Source organism: Rothia sp. HMSC058E10, from assembly GCF_001809415.1.
GTDB lineage: Bacteria > Actinomycetota > Actinomycetes > Actinomycetales > Micrococcaceae > Rothia > Rothia dentocariosa.
On sequence record NZ_KV797619.1, the window covers coordinates 184,792 to 206,422 of the forward strand.

At 48.0% G+C, this 21,631-nt stretch carries 23 protein-coding genes; 10 read left to right on the forward strand and 13 right to left on the reverse strand.

The window, feature by feature from the left end; all coding sequences use genetic code 11:
- Positions 1-27 precede the first annotated feature (27 nt).
- The 6 genes from HMPREF2609_RS03740 to HMPREF2609_RS03765 all read right to left on the reverse strand — a co-directional run bounded on the left by HMPREF2609_RS03740 (position 28) and on the right by HMPREF2609_RS03765 (position 5,082).
- Positions 28-1,161: an LCP family protein gene (locus HMPREF2609_RS03740; protein WP_004004644.1), complete on the reverse strand. Its 1,134-nt coding sequence runs from the start codon at positions 1,159-1,161 to the stop codon at positions 28-30.
- A gap of 161 nt (positions 1,162-1,322) precedes the next feature.
- Complete coding sequence (locus tag HMPREF2609_RS03745) at positions 1,323-1,580, reverse strand: type B 50S ribosomal protein L31 (protein ID WP_070535095.1); 258 nt, start codon at positions 1,578-1,580, stop codon at positions 1,323-1,325.
- A 166-nt stretch (positions 1,581-1,746) separates the two neighbouring features.
- The gene (locus tag HMPREF2609_RS03750; RefSeq protein ID WP_080974312.1) at positions 1,747-2,619 is read right to left on the reverse strand and encodes a TrmH family RNA methyltransferase; all 873 of its coding nucleotides are present in this window, start codon (positions 2,617-2,619) and stop codon (positions 1,747-1,749) included.
- Positions 2,620-2,683: 64 nt separating this feature from the next.
- Positions 2,684-3,469 carry an ABC transporter ATP-binding protein gene (locus tag HMPREF2609_RS03755; protein WP_070450200.1) on the reverse strand — a complete coding sequence of 262 codons (786 nt, stop codon included), beginning with the start codon at positions 3,467-3,469 and terminating at the stop codon, positions 2,684-2,686.
- Positions 3,470-3,555: 86 nt separating this feature from the next.
- The gene (locus HMPREF2609_RS03760; RefSeq protein WP_070450198.1) at positions 3,556-4,299 is read right to left on the reverse strand and encodes an SDR family oxidoreductase; all 744 of its coding nucleotides are present in this window, start codon (positions 4,297-4,299) and stop codon (positions 3,556-3,558) included.
- 66 nt (positions 4,300-4,365) lie between these two features.
- Positions 4,366-5,082 carry a beta-ketoacyl-ACP reductase gene (locus HMPREF2609_RS03765; RefSeq protein WP_070450195.1) on the reverse strand — a complete coding sequence of 239 codons (717 nt, stop codon included), beginning with the start codon at positions 5,080-5,082 and terminating at the stop codon, positions 4,366-4,368.
- 208 nt (positions 5,083-5,290) lie between these two features.
- On the opposite strand from HMPREF2609_RS03765, the gene HMPREF2609_RS03770 reads away from it, so the two are divergent.
- From HMPREF2609_RS03770 to HMPREF2609_RS10545, 4 genes are all read left to right on the forward strand, one after another.
- On the forward strand, positions 5,291-5,782 hold the full coding sequence (locus HMPREF2609_RS03770) for a DUF3099 domain-containing protein (protein WP_050749203.1): 492 nt from the start codon (positions 5,291-5,293) through the stop codon (positions 5,780-5,782).
- A 50-nt stretch (positions 5,783-5,832) separates the two neighbouring features.
- Positions 5,833-6,066, forward strand: coding sequence for an acetone carboxylase (locus HMPREF2609_RS11100; protein ID WP_080972538.1), 234 nt, complete (start codon positions 5,833-5,835; stop codon positions 6,064-6,066).
- A 170-nt stretch (positions 6,067-6,236) separates the two neighbouring features.
- Positions 6,237-7,205 (forward strand): SURF1 family cytochrome oxidase biogenesis protein, encoded by a 969-nt coding sequence (locus HMPREF2609_RS03775; protein ID WP_070450192.1) that lies wholly within the window; start codon positions 6,237-6,239, stop codon positions 7,203-7,205.
- A gap of 134 nt (positions 7,206-7,339) precedes the next feature.
- Positions 7,340-8,053, forward strand: coding sequence for a metal-dependent hydrolase (locus HMPREF2609_RS10545; RefSeq protein WP_246822657.1), 714 nt, complete (start codon positions 7,340-7,342; stop codon positions 8,051-8,053).
- Positions 8,054-8,644: 591 nt separating this feature from the next.
- Here HMPREF2609_RS10545 and abc-f read toward each other — a convergent pair.
- Positions 8,645-10,243 carry a ribosomal protection-like ABC-F family protein gene (gene abc-f / locus HMPREF2609_RS03780; RefSeq protein ID WP_048752192.1) on the reverse strand — a complete coding sequence of 533 codons (1,599 nt, stop codon included), beginning with the start codon at positions 10,241-10,243 and terminating at the stop codon, positions 8,645-8,647.
- A 267-nt stretch (positions 10,244-10,510) separates the two neighbouring features.
- Between abc-f and HMPREF2609_RS03785 the strand changes: the two genes are divergently transcribed.
- The 3 genes from HMPREF2609_RS03785 to HMPREF2609_RS03795 all read left to right on the forward strand — a co-directional run bounded on the left by HMPREF2609_RS03785 (position 10,511) and on the right by HMPREF2609_RS03795 (position 12,585).
- Positions 10,511-11,104, forward strand: coding sequence for a biotin transporter BioY (locus HMPREF2609_RS03785; RefSeq protein ID WP_048752193.1), 594 nt, complete (start codon positions 10,511-10,513; stop codon positions 11,102-11,104).
- A gap of 99 nt (positions 11,105-11,203) precedes the next feature.
- Complete coding sequence (locus tag HMPREF2609_RS03790; RefSeq protein WP_246825561.1) at positions 11,204-11,941, forward strand: energy-coupling factor ABC transporter ATP-binding protein; 738 nt, start codon at positions 11,204-11,206, stop codon at positions 11,939-11,941.
- Positions 11,938-12,585 carry a CbiQ family ECF transporter T component gene (locus HMPREF2609_RS03795; protein ID WP_048754058.1) on the forward strand — a complete coding sequence of 216 codons (648 nt, stop codon included), beginning with the start codon at positions 11,938-11,940 and terminating at the stop codon, positions 12,583-12,585. The genes HMPREF2609_RS03790 and HMPREF2609_RS03795 overlap by 4 nt, the downstream gene beginning before the upstream one ends.
- Before the next feature lie 50 nt (positions 12,586-12,635).
- On the opposite strand, the gene HMPREF2609_RS03800 is transcribed toward HMPREF2609_RS03795, so the two are convergent.
- Positions 12,636-13,448 carry a DUF4253 domain-containing protein gene (locus HMPREF2609_RS03800; protein ID WP_048752198.1) on the reverse strand — a complete coding sequence of 271 codons (813 nt, stop codon included), beginning with the start codon at positions 13,446-13,448 and terminating at the stop codon, positions 12,636-12,638.
- 333 nt (positions 13,449-13,781) lie between these two features.
- On the opposite strand from HMPREF2609_RS03800, the gene HMPREF2609_RS03805 reads away from it, so the two are divergent.
- Positions 13,782-14,756, forward strand: coding sequence for a GNAT family N-acetyltransferase (locus HMPREF2609_RS03805; RefSeq protein WP_246825562.1), 975 nt, complete (start codon positions 13,782-13,784; stop codon positions 14,754-14,756).
- Positions 14,757-14,870: 114 nt separating this feature from the next.
- Positions 14,871-15,335 carry an HD domain-containing protein gene (locus HMPREF2609_RS03810; protein ID WP_239653024.1) on the forward strand — a complete coding sequence of 155 codons (465 nt, stop codon included), beginning with the start codon at positions 14,871-14,873 and terminating at the stop codon, positions 15,333-15,335.
- Between the two features lie 136 nt (positions 15,336-15,471).
- Here HMPREF2609_RS03810 and HMPREF2609_RS03815 read toward each other — a convergent pair whose 3' ends face one another.
- From HMPREF2609_RS03815 to HMPREF2609_RS03835, 5 genes are all read right to left on the reverse strand, one after another.
- Positions 15,472-15,801 (reverse strand): metal-sulfur cluster assembly factor, encoded by a 330-nt coding sequence (locus tag HMPREF2609_RS03815; protein ID WP_048752201.1) that lies wholly within the window; start codon positions 15,799-15,801, stop codon positions 15,472-15,474.
- 36 nt (positions 15,802-15,837) lie between these two features.
- Positions 15,838-16,596 (reverse strand): Fe-S cluster assembly ATPase SufC, encoded by a 759-nt coding sequence (gene sufC, locus HMPREF2609_RS03820; protein ID WP_004004627.1) that lies wholly within the window; start codon positions 16,594-16,596, stop codon positions 15,838-15,840.
- An 18-nt stretch (positions 16,597-16,614) separates the two neighbouring features.
- Complete coding sequence (gene sufD / locus HMPREF2609_RS03825; RefSeq protein WP_048752203.1) at positions 16,615-17,889, reverse strand: Fe-S cluster assembly protein SufD; 1,275 nt, start codon at positions 17,887-17,889, stop codon at positions 16,615-16,617.
- Positions 17,889-19,346, reverse strand: a complete 1,458-nt coding sequence (gene sufB / locus HMPREF2609_RS03830; protein ID WP_048752205.1) for a Fe-S cluster assembly protein SufB — start codon at positions 19,344-19,346, stop codon at positions 17,889-17,891. The genes sufD and sufB overlap by 1 nt, the downstream gene beginning before the upstream one ends.
- 93 nt (positions 19,347-19,439) lie before the next feature.
- Positions 19,440-20,264, reverse strand: a complete 825-nt coding sequence (locus HMPREF2609_RS03835) for a helix-turn-helix transcriptional regulator (RefSeq protein WP_048752207.1) — start codon at positions 20,262-20,264, stop codon at positions 19,440-19,442.
- Positions 20,265-20,542: 278 nt separating this feature from the next.
- On the opposite strand from HMPREF2609_RS03835, the gene HMPREF2609_RS03840 reads away from it, so the two are divergent.
- Positions 20,543-21,607, forward strand: a complete 1,065-nt coding sequence (locus tag HMPREF2609_RS03840; RefSeq protein ID WP_070450189.1) for an ABC transporter ATP-binding protein — start codon at positions 20,543-20,545, stop codon at positions 21,605-21,607.
- Positions 21,608-21,631 lie beyond the last annotated feature (24 nt).

Sequence of the window (21,631 nt, forward strand, 5' to 3'; positions counted from 1 at the left end):
GATCTATAGACCCGTATATAGACATACCTAGTCAGACCCATAAGTATTCATAAAATCCTGCATACGATCAGCTTTCAAAGCCTCCGTCAACGAATCAACAGCAGGCTGATTAATAATAATGATTGATTGACCATCATAAGACCAGCCAGGGCCTGCGTTAGGAAGTGTCGTCATATGTAAAGCAGCCGAACCACCATTAATGACAGGTGCCGCAATCCGAAGAATCTCACCAGAGCCTAAACCACTATCAACCTTGACGTAGCCGCTAAAGGCATCCACCATATTCTTAAAATTAGTGATGTTACCCAAAAACCCCTGTTTTTGGATGGTCGTATAGAGTCCACGTAAATATGCACGTTGATTACGTACACGCTGATAATCACCCGATGCAAAGGAATACCGCTCACGCACAAACGCTAAAGCAGTGCTGCCATCCATATGCATGGTACCCGGTGTAAAGTTCCAAACGCCTGTTTGGAAAGCAAAAGGAACTTGAACATCAACGCCACCTAGAGCGTTAGTAAGCCCTTTAAACCCATCAAAGTCTATTTCTGCTACATGGTCAATCTTGACACCAATTAGTTGTTCAATGGTCTCAATTTGTAAGCTAATGCCTCCATAGTTGAGAGCTGCATTCACCTTCGCGTTTCCATACCCGGGGATACTTACCCACGAATCACGCATGATAGAAACTAAATAAACGCCTTCCCCATTTTTAGGAATGTGCATCAGCATAATAGTATCTGCCCGAGCCCCACTAACTGTTGCAGCTTCTTGCCCTGAACGTTGATCGCTACCAAGAAGAAGAATATTAGTTCCTTCGCCTTTTACGACCTGACGCGTCTTACCACCCTCTAAGGAGTCAAGAATTCCGTTACCATTCTTGTCAAGGTCATTAGCAAGAGAATCTGCCGTTTTACCATCGGGACCCACAATATTTGGATCATTATTCGGGTCTCCCAGGTTTTTTCTTAAAGAGTCTAAATCTCCTTGTGAATTCGTAATGGAATCAAATTTTTGAGTCTTGGAGTCCCAGGTATGCCCAATGCTCCACAGGTAAATCCCCACTCCGATGATAAGAGTAAGAATAAGGATAGCAAGAATAATTAGCACCCGTTTAAGAGTCTTTCGACGGGGTTTTTCAGCGAGCGCTTCGCTCATGGGTTTGTTTCCTTCGAGTGATGTGATAACGGCATAACCCGCATAAGAATACCGCTACAAAGTGAGTTACCTTCACATTGTAACGGTAGAAAATAAAAACACACCCCGTATCAGATTTTTAATCTATATTACGGGGTGTGTTCTTTATTGCATTCTACGTTTTACGCTTTCTTACCAAAGTTTGCAAAACGTGCGTTGAAGCGTTCGACGCGACCTGCGGAGTCCATGATACGCTGCTTACCGGTGTAGAACGGATGCGACTCAGAGGAGATCTCGACCTCAATGATGGGGTATTCGTTACCGTCTTCCCACTTCTCGGTTTTATCCGAAGTCATCGTGGAACGAGTCAAGAAAACTTTACCGGATGCAAGGTCACGGAATAGTACCGGACGGTACTCCGGGTGGATATCTGCCTTCATGCTTAATTACCTTCTTCTGTCACTGGATTTTGCCAGTAACCCTAAATAGATGGAGTAGGTTTTACGATGCACGCAGAGCGCACCATAGACCGGCTTAAAATGCACAGCCAACCACCAAGGATACCACCTTTAAAGAGGTAACGCTAGGTTCTTAGAGGGCTTGTTGTTACGAACGCAGCCTCGTTTCCCAAAACGCAACAGCTGACGCAGCTGCCACGTTCAAAGAATCGACGCCGTGGGTCATGGGAATCATAACCGTGTGTTTTGTCTGCGCCAATGTATGCGGTGAGAGTCCGTGTCCTTCTGTTCCTAGGATTAAAGCTAACTTCTTATCCTGGCGTGCTGAAAGTTGCCCCAAAGTAAGAGAGTCCTCATCTAGTGCAAGTGCGGCACTTTCAAATCCGTGCTCGTGTAGAATTTCCAGGTCTTTTGGCCAGCGGGTAATTCTGGCCCAAGGTACTTGAAATACAGTTCCCATAGAAACGCGGATAGAGCGCCTATACAGCGGGTCAGCGCATCGTGGAGTAACTAGCACAGCGTCTACGCCTAGCGCCGCTGCGGAACGAAATATAGCCCCAACATTCGTGTGGTCCACAATATCTTCTAAGATTGCGACGCGGTGAGCCCCGTAAATAATATCTTCTACGGTTTGAGGAGCAGGGCGCGCCATTGCTGCTAAAGCTCCGCGATGCAGATGAAAGCCAGTTATTCGTTCAAGTTCTTCTTCCGATCCCACAAAGGCAGGAATGTTATTATACTTCGTCAGTACGTCAGAAAGATCATCTGCCCATTTCTCGCTCATAAGGAATGAGAGGGGGCGGTGTCCTGCATGTAAAGCACGCCGGACCACTTTTGATGACTCCGCAATATAAATGCCCCAGTCAGGTTCGAGAGCAGAACGTAATCTCACATCAGTCAGGTGGGTATAATAACGAAGTGTTTGTTCAGGCGCTTGAGCTAATGGCACCACAGACGATACTGCGTACACTCGTTCTGCCCGTGCTTGCAGTTCTTGGGGTGATAATTGTTTCTTCTTCATAAAGACACTACTGGTCATAAACTTTCTCCCACCATGTACGTATATGGTGGGAGAAAGATAAAGCTTAGCGTTTAAAAGCGCTGTAGCGCCCTGTAGGAGTGGCTGTTAAAGCTAGATCCATCGCATATGTTAATGCGAGATTATTTTCTGTGATGGTCTGAGCAATAGGTCCAGACGCTACCACACGACCATCGCGGAGCATGAGCGCGTGTGTGAATCCTGCAGGAATCTCTTCAAGGTGGTGTGTGATAAGTACTGTAGCTGGTGCGTAAGGATCAACTGCAAGTGTTGTAAGCCTCTCTACTAAGTCCTCACGTCCGGCGATATCCATACCAGCTCCAGGCTCATCAAGTAATAAGAGCTCGGGGTCGGTCATGAGAGCACGTGCAATAAGAGTGCGTTTGCGCTCACCATCAGAAAGTGAACCGAATTGACGCTCTGCCAAAGCATCTACGCCCCAGTCTTGAAGAAGTTCTTGGGCACGGTCATCGTCAAGAGCATCGTACTCCTCTTTCCAACGTCCTGAAACAGCATACGCGGCCGTCATGACAGCATCAGAAACTTTCTCTCGGTCAGGGATCTGTGTGGCGGTTGCTCCCGATGACAGCCCGATACGCGGGCGAAGCTCAAAAACATCCACGGAGCCGAGAGTCTCGTCTAAGATCTCTACTTGTCCGACGGTAGGGTGCAAACGCGCCGCTGCGACCGATAAAAGTGTTGATTTTCCGGCACCATTTGGACCCAAGACAACCCAACGTTCGCCTTCATTGACAATCCAGGAAACGTTATCGAGAATATTGCGACCGCCGCGCATGACGCTCACGTTTTGAAGATTAAGTACAGTGCTCATGGTTATTCTCTTCTACGATATGATCTCTACCTATGTGGGAAGGAGCAAACCCTTTGGGGTCCTGCTTCTTCGCTCTATACGTACTTCTAATCGATGAACCCGCGGGCTCCACCGACCAGCTCAACGTGTCCAGTCTGAACATCTGCGGTAACCATGGCAGCTACCTCATGGGCAAACTCGTTGACAGTGTAGAGCCTACCTGCTGTCTCTCGACGATATTCGAGAGCCCCAGGATGCAGGCGGTTAAGCAAAGTTGCAGTCACAGTTCCTTCAATCATGTCAGCTGATACGACGACAAGTGAAATTCCTTTCTCAGTGAGCGCAGGTATTTCGGTGATGAGCGCATCTTCCCCTGCTCGTTTGGACTCTGCAACCGACTGGTATTCTGCCAGGGTTTCAACTTCGCGGATAAAGTGTGCCTGGTGACTGGTGACGAAGACGATGCGTCCTCCGTTGGGCATTTTTTCGGCTGCAAGTCGTGCAAGGTTAAGCTGTGCATCTCGGTTGAGACGCATTGCGTAGTCTTCACCCATACCAGTTTCCATACCGCCCGATGCATTCAAGATGAGATAGTCCAAGGAGCCGTAGGTTTCGATAGCAACATTCACAAGGTTTTTGAGGTCTTCAGACTTAGTTACGTCTGCTTGTACGGCGGTCGCGTGTCCGCCAGCTTCTTCGATAGCTTTGACGACCTTATTGGCTCGAGGGGCTTTGGAGCGATAGTTAACTATGATGTTTGCCCCTTGAGCCGCTAGGATTTGGGCAGTATCTGCACCTACACCTCGTGAAGACCCTGTGATAATAACGGTTTTACCGGCGAGCTGTGACATACATTTTCCTTTGTTGGTTCTGTGCTTTCTGAAAGTAAGACGTTTATGGCATGTGATAGGAAGAACCTAGTGTCCCATACCTAGACCGCCGTCTACAGGGATAACGGCGCCTGAGATGTAATCTGCCTCTGGCGAAGCTAACCAGCGAATAACCCGTGCTACCTCAGCAGGGTCGGCGAAACGTCCTGCCGGGATAGTTTTCAGGTAGCTCTCTTTAGTTTCCTCAGGCAAGCTATCGGTCATATCGGTGTTAATAAATCCCGGTGCTACAACATTTGCCGTAATATTTCGACTTCCGAGCTCACGGGTGATGGAACGAGCCATACCAACAAGAGCAGCTTTAGACGATGAGTAGTTAACCTGTCCTGGAGAACCATATAGCCCTACAACAGAGGAGACGAGGATAATACGGCCTCGTTTGAGTTTGATCATACCTTTGATCGCACGCTGTACTACACGAAAAGAACCAGTGAGGTTGGTATCGATAACATCCATGAAATCCGTTTCCTTCATGCGCATAAGCAACATGTCACGAGTAATACCCGCATTCGCCACAAGGATTTCTACAGGACCGTATTCCGCTTCAATAGTTTTAAAAGCTTCATTAATGCTGTCTGCGTCTCGGACGTCAGCTTTAACAGCAAAGAACTCTGTGGGCGCTTCCCCGCTACGGTAGGTCACACAAACATTGTGCCCTGATGCCTTAAACTCCTGCGCGATCTTGTAGCCGATACCACGATTACCACCGGTAACAAGAACGGTCTTGGGGGTGTTATCACTCATTATTTTCCCTATAAATTTGGGGTTACTGGTCATACCTATTCTAGCCCGTTATCTATATGATGTGGTGAGCATCTGTTCTTGCAACACTTAACACCATAAGGAATAGAAGGTTTAGACTAATCAGTACAGGTAATTACCACCATGTGAATCGAAGCTAAAACGTCTATCATAGAGAGTTCGTTACTGTAATTCTGAGGGAGGTGTGTCAATGACTGCTGAAAAGCACTGGACAGCCGAAGACCTCGCGGCCCATGGTTACTACTTATCTACAGTTGATGTCGCAGAACGATTTGAAGACTCTTTAGTGACATACGAAATCAGTAATGCTTCTGCTCCGTTATCGGAGCGTGTAGATAAACGTGCTCGAGACTACATCCTCAAAATGGCGATTCGTGTAGTTTGTATTGTAGGCGCTGTATTTACAGATGGTACCCTGCGCTGGATATGCGTCGCAGGTGCAGTACTGTTGCCTTGGGTGGCCGTAGTACTTGCGAATGGTGAGTCAAAACAGGAATCGAGTGGATTTACTGCCTATTTGCCTGAGCATCATCGGCGAGCTTTAGAAACAGGAGCAGCGTCGAATACATCTACTGCAGATAATGAGTCCGACGCCTCTGAGAACTCTCATTGCTACGCACAAGATGCGGATTCTTCATCGCCTTATAATCGGACTGATGTCATAGATATTTCTGAAATATAGTTTCAACAGGTATAAATACCGTTACGCGCAATATAAAGATGGAGGTGTCAGTGGATCTTCTGGGCTCTTTAGCGGGGAGCTCCTCCCCTAGCTTGGATATTTGTTCACGTAAAGGCTGCCACAACGAGGCAACATACCAGATTCTCTGGAATAACCCGAAGGTCCACACTCCTGAGCGCCGCAAGATCTGGTTGGCTTGTCATGAGCACGTTCATTGGCTTGAGAATTATTTACGGGAGAGGGAGCTTTGGAAACAGACCCTACCGTTTCCCCAAAAGTCCTAGCTTCATAAACTCTATTTCAGCCATAGTTAGAGATAGGGACGTAAGCGCCATATCACTGTATTGTCCGAGCGTTCTCCCCTACCATAAGTAATACAGGTACACCACCGTCTCTATATACACATCTATTTTTATAGGCTCATATCAGCTTCGAAAGGCATGAGGAATTCGCTATGGGTGCATACCGTTTTCTCTTCACGGGTAAGTGGATAGGCTCTTTCGTGCTGTGCATTATTTTCTCGATAATCTGTGTTTATCTAGCTGGTTGGCAGATGAGCCGAAAAGAGGCTTTAGATTGGCGCAACTCACTAATCGTGCAGAATTATCACGCAACTCCCTATAGCTTCCAAGACCATCCTACAATTTTTCAAGACTTTGATTCGGGGGCGCAGTGGCACCCTGTATCCCTTCGTGGTCGGTATATCACCGATCAACAGCTACTGGTACGCAACCGTCCTTATCAGGGACAAAATGGGTTCGAAGTATTGGTCCCTTTTCGTGCAGATACTGGTGAAATAGTCATTATCAATAGGGGTTGGATGTCGGCGAGTTCTTCAGATGCTTCACGCCCCAGCACCGAAGTCCCTGCGCCACCAGCAAATGATGTTATTGTTGTGGCGCGAGTCCACCAAGGAGAGAGCGCTACAGGTAAGGATGCTCCCGAAGGCCAAGTCGCGTCTATCAACCTTCAGGAAATCAGCGAACGTACGCATTTACCTGTCGCCGCTGGGGCTTACGGTCTGCTGGACTCTGAAGAACCTACGCCTGTGCAACGGCCTGTACAGAAATCCGAACCTGAACTCGATAATGGACCTAATCTGTCCTATTCTATGCAATGGTATGCTTTTGCAGTTCTTATTTATGCTGTTTATGCCTGGAGTGCACGGCAAAAAGTTCGTAATGATGAATTAGATGCTCAGGTAGCCCAGGAGCTAGAACGCTATTATAGGCAGTTCTATGCCGAGGATGGCAGTTATATTGGGCATGAGGATGAAACCGTTGTGCTTCGCAAGATGGATATGATCGACGATATGCCTTCTCATATGAAATCTATTGTACGCCCCCGCCCTGCTAAGAAACACTCGCGTCTGACCGATGAAGAGGAAGAAGACGCTTTCCTGGACAGGTTAGAACGGCCGTAACCGCCAGGCTTTCCTGCAGGGATATGGAAGTAACCCACCATAAAAATCGAAACCTTTTTCGAATTTTCCCTGTATACTGGATCTAAGATCTCATATATAGTTTCGAAATAATACGAGGGGTTTCGTCACACATGATGGGTTATTCTCATACCGTCAGCGCTGCCGCTGGCTGGTTGGTTCTCTCAGAACTTGGTGTAATCCAAACCCCTAATACTCCTACCCTCATTGTTACAACCCTTGCCTGTGCTGGCGCAGGAGTATTACCAGATATCGATCACCATAATGGTTCTATCGCTCGTTCTATACCTCCTGTATCAGGTTGGATTGCCCGGGTTGTAGGCCTTATCAGTGGAGGGCACCGAAAGGGAACGCACTCAATTTTAGGGATCATCGCGTTCTGGGCTATCGCATACTTTGGCAGTACACTCACTTACCAAAGTATTCCGTGGTTGTCCCTTGCTCTCGCCGCATTCTCAGGAGGTCTGGCTTTGCGGATTTTAGGAGCTCCAGGAGGTTGGATTGGGGCTTGCGCCCTAGGCTATGCTGCGTATACCACTCATTCTTTAGAGCTTCTTCCCTGGGCCATTTCAGTGGGCGCAACCTTACATGTTATAGGTGACGCACTGACCACCCGAGGTGTTCTCCCGCTATATCCCATTACGGTTAAACCACTTGTTGCCTCTTCCCTCTGGAAGAAAAGCGGCTACATGGCACTCCCACTTTTAGGTGATGCAGGAAGCATCCGGGAAAAGGTCCTTATTCTCTGCCTAACCTGTTATATCGTTTGGTACACGGCAGCTCTTTTAGGTTTCTGCCCTTACCCACTCCATAACTTTATTATTTCTTGAGCATCAAACAAAGAATCTCCCGCTCCTAACCATATGGTTAGGAGCGGGAGATAAAACCTTTTTACCTCAGTCTTGCCAAGACTTAAGCGTCCTGGATGGGCCAGAAGACGTCAACCTCGACGTTCTCTTCACCGGAGGTGGGGTACTTTTCGTACTCAGTGTTATGCATAGGCTGTTCTCCTTTTACGAGCAGATAGAATCTCTCTACCTGCGCTAATCCGGCTCGTCAGAGTCGAAAATCTGTGCTTTTGCATCCTCGCATTTGCGGGAACAACTCAAGTCTAACCCGCTCATGTATTGGTTTTCCAGCCAAAAACCCACAATGTAGGCAGATACACACTATATTTTTATAAAATCCACACAATATATCATTAAATCAAGTAAAGAGGGTGTCTTCTAGCCAGAAAATCCCACATAGCCAACATAATATGCGAAAGCTCTAAGGATATATTCAAAGTTTCATAGCACTTTCACTTATGCGCCAGTTTACATACACACCTATACCCACAAAGGTTAGGAGCATTCCCACGCGTTACATCACATACAGATGCTAGGTAAACACCTTTTCCTTGTCCTAAGAGCAGATTGCGTCTAGGCAAGTGAGATAAGATCCTGATACTCCTTCGACCAGAGGTCTTCAACTGCGTCCGGAAGCAAAAGAACACGTTCGGGGTTTAGAGCCTCCACAGCTCCTTCGTCGTGGGATACCATAACGATAGCGCCTTTATAGGCTTTGAGCGCGTTCAGAATCTCTTTACGAGATGCAGGATCAAGGTTGTTAGTCGGTTCATCCAAGAGAAGTATATTGGCGCTCGAAGCGACCAAAGTTGCTAATGAAAGACGAGTTTTCTCTCCTCCGGAAAGTACACCTGCTGGTTTCTCCACATCGTCACCAGAAAAAAGGAATGAACCGAGGATAGTGCGTACCCGCGTATCGTCAAGATCCGGCGCGGCGGATTTCATATTTTCTAAAACAGTTCGCTCACCATCGAGAATCTCATGTTCCTGCGCGAAATACCCGATCTTAGCTCCATGCCCATAGACAACTTCGCCGGTGTCGGGAGCAGTGTTGCCAGCTAACATACGTAGCAAAGTAGTTTTACCAGCACCATTCAGCCCCAATACGACAACACGAGAACCACGGTCAATAGCCAGATCAACATCGGTAAAAATTTCAAGTGAGCCGTAGGATTTTGAAAGACTCTGTGCAGACAGCGGGGTCTTACCGCACGGGGCAGGTTCAGGAAAGCGGATAGCAGCAACTTTATCTGTTTGGCGTTCGTCTTCCAGCCCCCGCATCATACGTTCAGCACGCTTTATCATCTGTTGAGCCGCCACGGCTTTAGTTGCCTTTGCCCGCATTTTATTAGCCTGTTCCATGAGTGCTTGAGCTTTCTTCTGAGCATTAGCACGCTCACGCTTACGACGATGTTCATCTTGCTCACGCTGGCTCAGATAGTTCTTCCACCCCATGTTGTACTGGTCAATCACGCAACGATTTGCATCAAGATAAAACACACGGTTAACTACCAACTCCATAAGCTCAACATCGTGGCTAATAACCAGCAAACCACCCGAAAAATTTTTCAGGAACTCACGCAACCATAAAATGGAGTCCGCATCCAAATGGTTTGTTGGTTCATCAAGTAGCATCGTATCGACAGCTGAAAACAAGATACGTGCTAACTCCACACGACGACGCTGCCCACCAGATAGAGTCTCAAGAGGTTGCGCGAGTACTCGTTCAGGCAGATCCAAATTGGAGGTTATAACTGCGGCTTCAGATTCTGCGGCATAGCCGCCGCCAGCAATAAACTCAGCCTCAAGACGATCATAGCGCCGCATACCCTTTGTACGTATGCTCTCATCTTCACTCGCCATATCTTCTTGAGCTTGGCGCATTTTCTTGGCTACTCCGTCAAGTCCGCGGGCTGAAAGAATACGGTCACGCGCCAGTTGAGTCATATCATCGACTTTGGGGTCTTGAGGGAGGTATCCGATAGAGCCGGACCGGGTGACTGTACCTTCTGCTGGTAGAGCTAATCCCGCCAAGACTTTTGTCATAGTGGTTTTCCCGGCCCCATTACGCCCCACTAAACCGATCTTGTCCCCATTATCTACCCGAAAGGTTACATCTTCCATTAACAGACGGGCACCCGCGCGGAGCTCTAAATTCTGTACTGAAATCACAACATGTCCCTTCCGAGAATCAACAAAACAGTTAGTGAATGAGGAGTTTAACAACCCATCTATTCTACGTGAGTTACGCTAGAAGACGCTGACACCCGATAGTCTCCGTAAAACGTCACATATATTACATAATGCGTTTTCTATGGTAGGAAGGTATATAAGAATATATAAGACCCCAGCGGCGTCGAGGGCGGTACTACCCTCGATCTTGACACCGAACGTCATAATCAGCCACACACGACTTCATATTTTTAAGGATCAACTCTCGTGCCTAACCCTTATGCCCCAGATCAATCACCAGGGCGCAATATAGCTCTTATAGCAGTCTTCACAGCATTTATCGCGGTTCTTAGTCCTTTGGCGCTACCAATCCCAGGTGTCCCGATTCCTTTAGCTCTTGGCCCTTTCGCTATCTACACCACCGCTCTAGTACTCGGTGGTTTTCGAGCTTTTATAGCAACTCTCCTCTACGTACTGTTAGGGTGCCTAGGGCTACCAATCTTTGCTAAAGGTGCTTCAGGGTTTGGTACGCTTGCGACGCCAACCGGTGGCTATCTTCTAGCCTATCCTCTGGGCGCGTTATTGGCTGGGACGCTAGCTTATACAGTAATCCGTAGAAAGCTCAATCCCTGGCTTACCGCTATCCTGTGCATCTTCTGCGCTATGGTAGGCTTCGTGGTAATTTCTGCAGGAGGTATCTTAGGGCTTATGACCAACGGACATATGGAATTTACCCATGCGTTTGTCATCGCGGCTTCATTTGCTCTTCCAGACCTTCTTAAGTCTATCGTTGCGTCTATCGTGGCGTCTGCTGTGCATCGGGCATTTCCTGGGTTAGTGCGCTCAAAAGCTCGCAGGTAATTGAGGATGTTTTTTTCCAAGAAAAGTAGCGCCAAAATTGAGCGCGAAGCACCAACGATGCCGTCCGCTCCCCCGTCCCTTGAACTTGATGCAGTTACCGTGTCAGCTGAAAACGCTCACGGACAAACTCGAAATATTATCGACCATGTATCAGTCTCTTTAACCGCACCTAAAACTGCGATTATTGGGCTTAACGGCATGGGAAAGTCAACCTTTTTAGGGCTTTTTAACGGTATTACTCGACCCTCCCAGGGAGTCATAAAGGTATGTGGAGTAGATATCTCCGAATGTCCACAGATAACTCGTCGGTCTATAGGTATGCTCTTCGCTAACCCAGATGCGCAGCTTATCATGCCTACAGTCCTCGAAGATCTAGAGCTTAGCCTCCGTCGGCATAGCTCTCTCAACCGAACTCAACGCCTAGAGCAAGCACATAAGCTGCTTGCTCAACAAGGTCTCGACGACAAGGCTGATCAGAGCATTTTTTCTCTCTCCAGCGGAGAGAAACAACTTGTAGCCCTCACTGGGATTTTAGCGGTAGAACCACGAATCCTCTTACTTGATGAGCCTACGACTCTTCTTGATCTACGTAATCGAACACGGCTGATAAACCTTCTGAATAGTCTCGATCAGATGCTTATTATCAGTACCCACGACCTCGGCTTGGCGGAGACATGCGATGAAGCAGTCATTATCCATAATGGAGAGCTTATATACCATGGCGAAGCGCACGAAGCGGTTCAACAATACCGTTTATATTGTGAACAAGGCTTTCCCAACGAAAACCTGCTGCATAATATACGAGCCAGGCAATCTCGGAAGGATTCAACCACGTGATTCGAACCGCGCAGAGGTCGCACCATGCGACTTTCCTCGGTAACTTACTTATTGGAAGCTACGCTCCGGGGAATTCGCTGTTGCATCGCACACCGCTTTGGGGCAAAAGCCTCCTCTGCGCTTGTTTACTGCTCGCGCTCGCGGTAACCGGTTGGGAAGTAGCACTATACGTTCTGTTCTTTTGTTTTATCTTGTCTTGGTCAGCTGGGATGCGTATCCGCACGCTCTTAAAAATCGTCTATACGCTGCGATGGCTTATAATTCTTTTAGGGCTTTATTATGTCTTTTGGGGCACGTGGCAAATTGCGGTAGACGTCATGTGTACCATGCTAGGCGCCGTCCTAATCTCACGGATTCTTCTCACGACTACTCCGCTACCTCTTTTACTTGATGGAATCATCTGGTTACTCACACCACTTAAACTTCTAGGCTTATCTCCCAAACGTATAGGACTGATGCTCGCTCTGGTTATAAGATCTATTCCTGCCATTATGGATAATTGGGCAGCTTTACAACAAGCTGCTCACGCACGCGGTTTGCCCAAACGTTCCACTTGGCGACTGCTTGTACCTCTTGTGGTACAAGCAGTAGGATACGCTCAAATAACCGGGGACGTTTTAACCGCACGAGGCGTAGAACTCTAAAAGGAATTTTCTTTTACGGCACCAGCAACATCATTCCCGGCTAAGCAAAACTATTCCCACCATACGAACCACGAAGGTTTGTTATAAAGCCCCTTCACGACACATGAGAGGTCCTCATAACTTGTGGGCTTTAGCGCTCGACTTATTATCCCCTGTTCTAAAGCAAGCACCTCGGCGTCGCGCAATGTTGTGATTGGCTCTGCAGTATAAAACTCAAGGTAGGTTGCTGCAATAACAGCCGGAATAGCACCATCCCGCTCATACCAATACTGCGCGAGTGCTAACATGTCTTCCGCACTTGGGACGTCTTCCCACCCGCCAAACGGCAGATACGCAAAGACGTCTGATGGGTACGCTGTAGGAATTTCAAGCAAGATAATTTCAGCTGAATTATCTAGAGTCTCATCTTCATTCATCAGGCTTGATACGAATGTCAGAGGGGCAGGCGCACGTAGAGCAGGTGCAATGCCGCGAGGAACCGTTACCTGCGACGTTAAAAATCCTTCATAATAGTTCTCGAATAAAGTCGAGTCAGCTCGAGCTAATATTTTACGCACAAGAATTTCTAATGAATCCTTATCAAGGCGTTTTTGGTGTTCTGTCAATATATCTTGAGCATAGGATTTAACGTACTCAGCGCTAATATTCACTGGCGGGTTTTTCGTGCGCGCCGATATATTGTTCTGGATAGTAGACAGAAGAAGATCGTCAAGTACGACCAGAACCGGGGTGAACCCATAGGTCCGCCCATCCGCCAAACGGTTAAGATACAAATGGTGAATGTAACTGCTGGGAGCGCCAGGGGCTATCCGCAGGTGCGGATAATGATATAAAGAGGTGAACTTCTTGTAGAGTTCCGCCATGGTGTCTCCGATGCTTGATTCCCATCAGTTTACCTGAGTTTTCGGTTAGTTTCTGCCTTATACAACAGATTTCTACGCTAGATTTGGGGCGAGTCTAAAGCATCTTAAGCAATTCACATGATATACCCTCAAAATATTTCAAAACTACCTGTTATTTGACATTCATATACTATGATTTTTATCTCTTTTAAAACAGAATAAGTTTCATAAATTGAATATAAGCATGCTTCACATCACATATGTTAGGGTATCTCTATGTTTATACTAGGAAATCTTCCCGCAGAACAAGCCCACGACTTTCTCCCTCGTTCTTGGGTCCCTCAGAATTTCCATATGTACTACTCGGCTGAGGAACTTTCACAGCAGTGCGCAGAATACTTCGCAGCAGATTTTACGGAACGTACCTCCCTAGAGTTTGGTGCGGGGTATCGAGATCATATAAGTCCTCTTCTACAGAACCAGTTCAACTACATGCCTACGCAAGACACACAAGACTGGGCCAATAGATTCTTTTCGATAACAGATTCACATGCCACATACCAAACGCTTACAGGAATTCGATACCGTGGGCAAGATCTGAATCGACCTTTTATAGATGTAATAGCTACGAATATTCCTTGTACTACAGTCTATATCGCAGCTCTAAGCCAATCTTTGCTTCGCCACTATGAAAGCTTCCGTCCTATATGCACACGTTTCTTTGTGCCAGGTAAGGTAGATCAGCTTGTACGTGGCCTTGGTTCAGTCCCTGGTGCTCGTGCAACAACTATTGACATGCACATTGTCGCCGGGACTCTAGGTGAGTTAGACAAACGCTTGTGGCCGAAGAATTATGATCGAGTAGAGCTCATCCCGCTTTCTCCTGCTGATGCTTCTGCTGCCAGTTACGAAACGCAGCGCATATATGAATCTATTGCAGTTAAGAACCCCCATCTTTTTGAGTGGGCCACTCCTCAGGGAGAAGAATCATTTGAAGATGCTATACGTCAAGGAACAGGCTGGCATATTACAGTGGATAACTCCTCGGCAGGATTTTTGACTCTAGATCGCAGAGGCGAACAAGGACTTAGAGGGTTTAGCGTCGAAGAGTTATGTCTAGATGCGCCTTTTCGCAGACAAGGGCTAGGGAATGCAGTTCTACGTCACGGTATTAAAAACCTCCTCAAATTATCTCAGGTAAATCCTCAAGATATGCTATGGGGAACAATCCATGCCGACAACCTTCCCTCCTTGCGCAATGCTCAAGGGGTAGGGCGCACAGTAGTAGGAAGTTATATATGGGTTGGAGACCGGTCTTTTAACATGTGAAGATCTCACATGTATCCAGCTAGAAGCAAAGAAGCTTGATGTATGACAAGCAGTAACGCAGCACAATGACGTACAGAGTACATTAGAAGTATCACGTTGATGAAGGAGACAACGATGAATTCATATTTCAAAGAAATGATTCGTCTCGCAGATAGTATCGCTGACAACGCCCACCTTGGGCAGGTCGATAAAAACGGTTGGCCTTATATATCTCATCCACGACGGGTTGCTTTTAAAGTGCGCGAAATTGCCCCTGAAGAGCTTCGCACAGAAGCACAGATCGTGGCGTTATTGCACGATACCGTAGAGGATACAGAAGTCACTCTCCCTTACCTTGCTCGGTACTTTTCAGCCCGCATTATTGATGCCGTTGATGCGCTCACTAAACGTCCACACGAGCCTCTGGAGTCATCTATGGCGAGAGTTCGCGCTAATGAAATTGCACTGTGGGTCAAACGTGCCGATATTGCCGATAACACTGACCCGGAACGTGTTTCCCACCTTGACGAAGACACTCGCAAACGTCTGGCAAAGAAATACAATAAATCGCTCAGGCTCTTAGGCATTACCAAAGAGTAGCTAGGCAAGAATCAAGCATGACCTATCCCGTTTGTGAACGACTAGTGTTATATCAAGTGGAATTATAAATCAAGGGGTGGGTACCTGGAATGTTCCAGGTACCCACCCCTTACAGCAAAACAAATGTATGGCAACGCTAAATGTTGAAGCCGAGAGCGCGCATCATATCGCGACCATCCTCAGTAATGCGTTCGGGCCCCCACGGGGGCATCCATACCCAGTTCACGCGCCATTCGGTAACGACACTATCGAGATTTGCTTCCACCTGTTCCTCAATAACGTCCTGTAGCGGACATGCAGCTGTGGTAAGCGTTAGATCTAGGATCAGGACTCCATTATCATCCCAGCGCATGCCATAAAGCAGACCCAAATCAACGATATTTACCCCAAGTTCAGGGTCAATGACTTCCTTGAGGACTTCCTCAATTTCCTCTTGCGAGGGACGAGCTTGCACTGTCTCAGTCATGATGCACCTCTTACAAGTAGTTCGTACTGAATAAGATTATTTCTTCCCAGTGTATGCTACATAACCTTCTTCTTCTAGACGATCTGCAAGTTCAGGACCGCCCTGATCGACCATTTTGCCGTCTACAAAAACATGCACAAACTCGGGCTTAATATAACGCAGGATACGGGTATAGTGCGTAATCAGCATAACACCCATATTATTTTCCTCGTGAGCACGGTTCACGCCGGAAGACACGACTTTAAGAGCATCAACGTCAAGGCCGGAGTCAGTTTCATCAAGAATACCGAACTTGGGCTTCAAAAGCTCCAGCTGCAGAATCTCATGACGTTTCTTCTCACCGCCGGAGAAACCTTCATTGACGTTACGAGCAACGAACGCAGGATCAATGTCCAGATGGTTCATAGCTTCTTTAACGTCTTTGGTCCAGGTTCGTAAGTTAGGTGCCTTACCGTCCACAGCAGTTTTAGCAGCACGCAGGAAGTTAGACATCGTGACACCGGGGATCTCGACTGGGTACTGCATGGCAAGGAACAGCCCAGCACGAGCACGCTCATCCACACTCATCTCGGTAATATCGTCACCATCAAGCAGTATCTGCCCGGAATCAATCTGGTATTTGGGGTGACCGGCAATAGTTGAGGCAAGAGTAGATTTACCGGAACCATTTGGACCCATAATAGCGTGGATTTCGCCCGAGTTAATGGTTAAGTTCACGCCTTTGAGAATAGGCTTAGTTTTTTCATCATCAAGAATGACCGAGACGTGCAAATCCTTGATTTCAAGGGTAGACATTGTTTCTCCTAATAAGGCTTAGTTGTTGCTGAGAGCAAGCTCTGCTTCAAGGGCATCAGTAAGTTCTGTTTCAAGCTCTGGTACGCGAATCTGCTGGATAATCTCGTTTAAGAATCCGCGGACCACTAGACGACGTGCTTCAGCTTCCGGAATACCACGAGCCCGCAGGTACCATAGATGCTCATCATCTAGCTGACCGGTTGTTGATGCGTGACCGGCACCTTCAATACGTCCAGTCTCGATCTCCAAGTTCGGTACGGAATCAGCGCGCGGACCAATCTCCAAGAGGAGATTACGGTTCAGCTCATAGGTGTCCGTACCTTCCGCATCTTTACCAATGAGGACGTCACCAACCCATACGGAGTGCGCTGCTTTGCCCTGCAATGCGCCTTTATAAGTCACTCGCGACTTGCAGTTGGGCACAGAATGATCCACAAACAAACGTGACTCGATGTGCTGGCCAGCATCCACAAAATAAAGACCGTACATCTCTGTCTCAGCGCCCGGTTCCGTGAATTTCGTTGAAGGGGTAACACGCACCATATCACCGCCCAATGAAACGCACACATGTTTGAAACGAGCATCGCGTCCTAGCTTGGCATACTGCGCTGAGGCATGAATCGCATCGTCATTCCATTGTTGAAGGGTAATAACGCTCAACTGTGCAGAATCTTGTATCAGGAATTCTATGTTCTGCGCCAGAACAGCCGATCCGGTATGCCGAATTACAACAACCGCTTTTGAGAATGGTTTAGCCTCAATCAGTATATGTTGAGTAGCAGCATCACAATGCTGTCCGTCAATATCTATTTCGATATGCTCAGTAAGCTCGGTTTCGGCGGGAATAGTCACCACAGTAGCTGTCTTAAAATGAGTCCATGCATTTGCAGCTACACGGTCTTCAGGAACACCTGCTGTACCAATGCGCTCATCTTCACGGGATACTTCTTCAAGGATAACTTCAGAAGGTGCTTGGATCTTCGGAGCTGGGGCTTGTGCCTGCAGAGTGTCAAGGTGAAGACCGCCCAAACGTTTCAGCGGGGTAAAACGCCAATCTTCCTCGCGTCCAGTAAGTGGCTCAAAGTCTTCAACGTTATATGAGGTTTTCCGTTCTGCGCGGGAAGCGTCAAGAACCTTCTGCACGTTATTAGGGTTTGAGCCTTGATGGTGTTCCTCGGTAGCGCGCAAAATAGTATCATCATGGACATGCTCAGAGGCGAGCTTCTCGCCTTCCTGATCCATACCGGGAATAATTGGGCTGTGATATCCCAGGGTCTCTTCGTTAGTCGACATTAGCCCACAGATCCTTCCATCTGAAGTTCGATGAGGCGGTTAAGTTCAAGTGCGTATTCCATGGGCAGCTCACGAGCAATCGGTTCAACGAAGCCTCGCACAATCATAGCCATTGCTTCATCCTCGGCCAGCCCACGCTGCATGAGGTAAAAGAGCTGTTCTTCAGAAACGCGTGAAACCGTAGCTTCATGCCCCATCGTAACGTCATCTTCACGAACGTCGACATAGGGGTAGGTATCTGAACGCGATACAGTATCAACCAAGAGAGCATCACACACCACGGATGATTTCGAGTGCTTCGCACCTTCACGTACCTGCACTAGACCGCGGTATGCGCTACGTCCGCCGTTACGAGCCACGGACTTCGAAACAATCGTTGAAGAAGTATTCGGGGCAATATGCACCATCTTGGAACCAGTATCCTGATGCTGCCCTTCACCAGCAAACGCGATTGACAGAGTCTCGCCCTTGGCGTGTTCACCGACCATATATACTGCAGGATACTTCTGAGTAACCTTAGAGCCGATGTTACCATCAACCCATTCCATAGTGGCACCCTCATGCGCGACTGCTCGTTTAGTCACCAGGTTGTACACGTTGTTCGACCAGTTCTGAATGGTAGTGTAGCGAACACGGGCGTTCTTCTTAAGAACGATCTCGACAACTGCTGAGTGCAGCGAATCAGAGCGGTATACAGGCGCGGTGCAGCCCTCAATATAGTGAACATATGACCCTTCATCTGCGATGATCAAGGTACGCTCAAACTGCCCCATGTTCTCAGTATTAATGCGGAAATATGCCTGCAGGGGGATCTCAACATGTACCCCCGGCGGAACATACACAAATGATCCGCCAGACCACACCGCAGTATTAAGAGCGGAGAACTTGTTATCGCCGATAGGGATAATAGAGGCGAAGTATTCCTTAAATATTTCAGGATAATCGCGCAAACCGGTATCGGTATCAACAAAGATAACGCCTTGAGACTCCAAGTCTTCACGGATCTGGTGGTACACAACCTCAGACTCATACTGAGCGGCAACACCAGCGACCAATGAGTTACGTTCCGCTTCCGGAATACCCAAACGTTCATATGTCACGCGGATATCTTCAGGAAGCTCTTCCCAAGACTCAGCCTGACCTTCGGTAGAACGCACGAAGTATTTGATGTTATCGAAATCGATGTCAGAAAGATCTGCACCCCAGGTTGGCATCGGCTTACGCTCGAAAAACTTCAATGCCTTCAGACGCATATCCAGCATCCACTGGGGTTCATTCTTCTTCGCAGAGATGTCACGCACTACGGCTTCGTCCAGACCACGCTTAGCGGACTGGCCCGCCTCGTCAGAGTCTGCCCAACCATACTCGTAATTGCCAATGCCCTCGAGTTCAGGGTTCAACTCCAGAATCTCTGAAATGACAGTGTCGTTGGCACTCTGCTCAACTTGCTCAGTCATTACGGCCTTTCTTAGATGGATTGAAATTTATCCGGCTCCGCAGATGCGGGCTCGGTAGTCTTTGGAATAACACACTCTAGGTTGGGGTAATTTCTACCGTGCCGAATTACCCCGCATGCTTTCTGATGTTTCCGGTTTTTCAGAATTCACACGTTCTGTTAAGTGATTGAGCGGAACGTGAGTTGTGCATACGTGAGCCCCTCCAGCCATCGTTGATAGCCTACGTACGTCAACGCCCAGAAGATCAGAAATAATCCCAGTCTCTTGTTCGCAGAAAACCTGAAAATCTTCAGCCAGATCGCGTATTGGGCAATGCCCTTGGCAGAGCTGTATGCTAGCTAGCAATTTCCCCGGCGCGAGCCGACCGGCAGGTGGTTCTGTAATCTGCGCTGTTGTCACAAACCCATCACGACTCATGGCTTCAGCGAGAGCCTGGGCTCGCGCCGCAACATCCTCCCCTGCCGCTTCCACAACAGGGCGGTATCGTGCCTCCATTTCGGCAGCCCGTGTGGATGCGAAAGTTTCAAGTGCGCTCTCCCCAACGGTGTCACGCAACATTTCAAGAGCGTTGCGCGCAATCATCAAATAGTCATTTCCTAGACGTTCGTGACCTTGAGGTGCGATGACGTACCGTCGAGCTGGGCGCCCCGCACCTGCCCCATATTGTTTGAGAGAAGCAACTTCAATCATGTTTGCTTGTTCAAGCGCATCAAGGTGCCGACGCACAGCGGCGGGGGTCAAGCTTAAAAGCTCTCCCAAGCTTGCCGCAGACACGGGACCATGGTTCAGGACACCACGAAGAACCCGGTCACGGGTGCGTTCTTCAACTTCCGCTTTACGTGCGCCAGAGCTTGACTTCTTATGCGAGGAAGGCTGCTGTTGAAGCCCTCGATGAGATGTCTTGTTCACGGAATACACAACTAAAGTATGTCCTAATTACTTCAATCTTGGCTAGTAAGGTCTTCCTACTTGCACACACCACACCGTTTAGTCTCTTGCTTAGCTGCGGTAAGCCATAAGAACCGGTGAAAGATAATACCGCCTTTAGGCCTCTAGGTATTTTTGCTCTTCGGGCATTTCCATGAGAGTGCTAAGCGGTTCATATCCTCACTTTGACGTGATCTAACTCGCGTCATAAAGATGCTATCGCTAGAGGGAAACATAGAGATTACTCTCTGAGGGCTTAAGATAGAGAGGTGGCAGAAACTGAAGCTTATCAACACCAAGCAGCTACCGCATTAGACATTTCAGCAGCTCGCGGTACTAGCAGCGATCCTGCACTCAAGATTTCTCATCTCGTCAAAGAGTTTAAGCCCTCTCGTTCTTTCCGCGAGAAACACCCTGAACGTCTTACCGCTCAGGGTATGCATCGCGCAGTTGCTGACATAAGTCTTCAAGTCTATCCCGGCGAGGTTGTTGTACTCTTGGGTGCTAACGGTGCAGGTAAGACTACAACTCTTGCATGTGCCCAGGGGCTTACTGAACCTACGTCCGGCACTATTCAGCTTCTTTCAGAAGACCCTCTTCTGGCATCCCCAGAGATGCGGGCCTCCGTCGGTATCATGCTTCAGGATGGGGGGCTTCCTAATGCCGTACGTCCCGTACCACTTCTTGAACATGTTGCTCAGATGTACGCCAATCCTTATCCTGTCGGTGAACTTGTAGATCGTTTAGGAATAGATGCTTTTAACGGCACCAATATTCGGCGTCTTTCTGGGGGACAAAAACAACGTGTCTCATTAGCAGCAGCCCTTCTTGGGCGTCCTTCGGTACTCTTTTTAGACGAACCATCAGCAGGACTTGATCCGCAGTCTCGCAATGTCGTCTTTGACATTATTCGTGAGCAGCGTGAGGCTGGAGTCGCCATTATCTTAACAACCCATCTCATTGATGATGCGCAAAAGCTCGCGGATTATGTCTATATTATTGATAATGGTCAAACGGCGCGTGAAGGTACAGTCCCAGAACTTGTAACAGGAGACGGGGTTGTACGGCTTCATTTCACGTTAGAAGCACCTTCACCTACGCGTGACGACTTATTGCCTGTACATCTTCGTACGGATGTAGAGCTTATAGAGCATACGCCATACTCACTAGGCGGCTTAGGCGAATATGAGCTCCGTGGTCCCCTTACACCCGAACATCTTTCCGCTTTCACGACAGCCCTAGCACATCACTACCTTATGCCTAACTCTCTCACGATGGAACCGAAGACTTTGGAAGACGTATTCTTGGATATTTCGGGACGTGATATTCGATGAACCCCACAAATGCAGAGCTGCCCA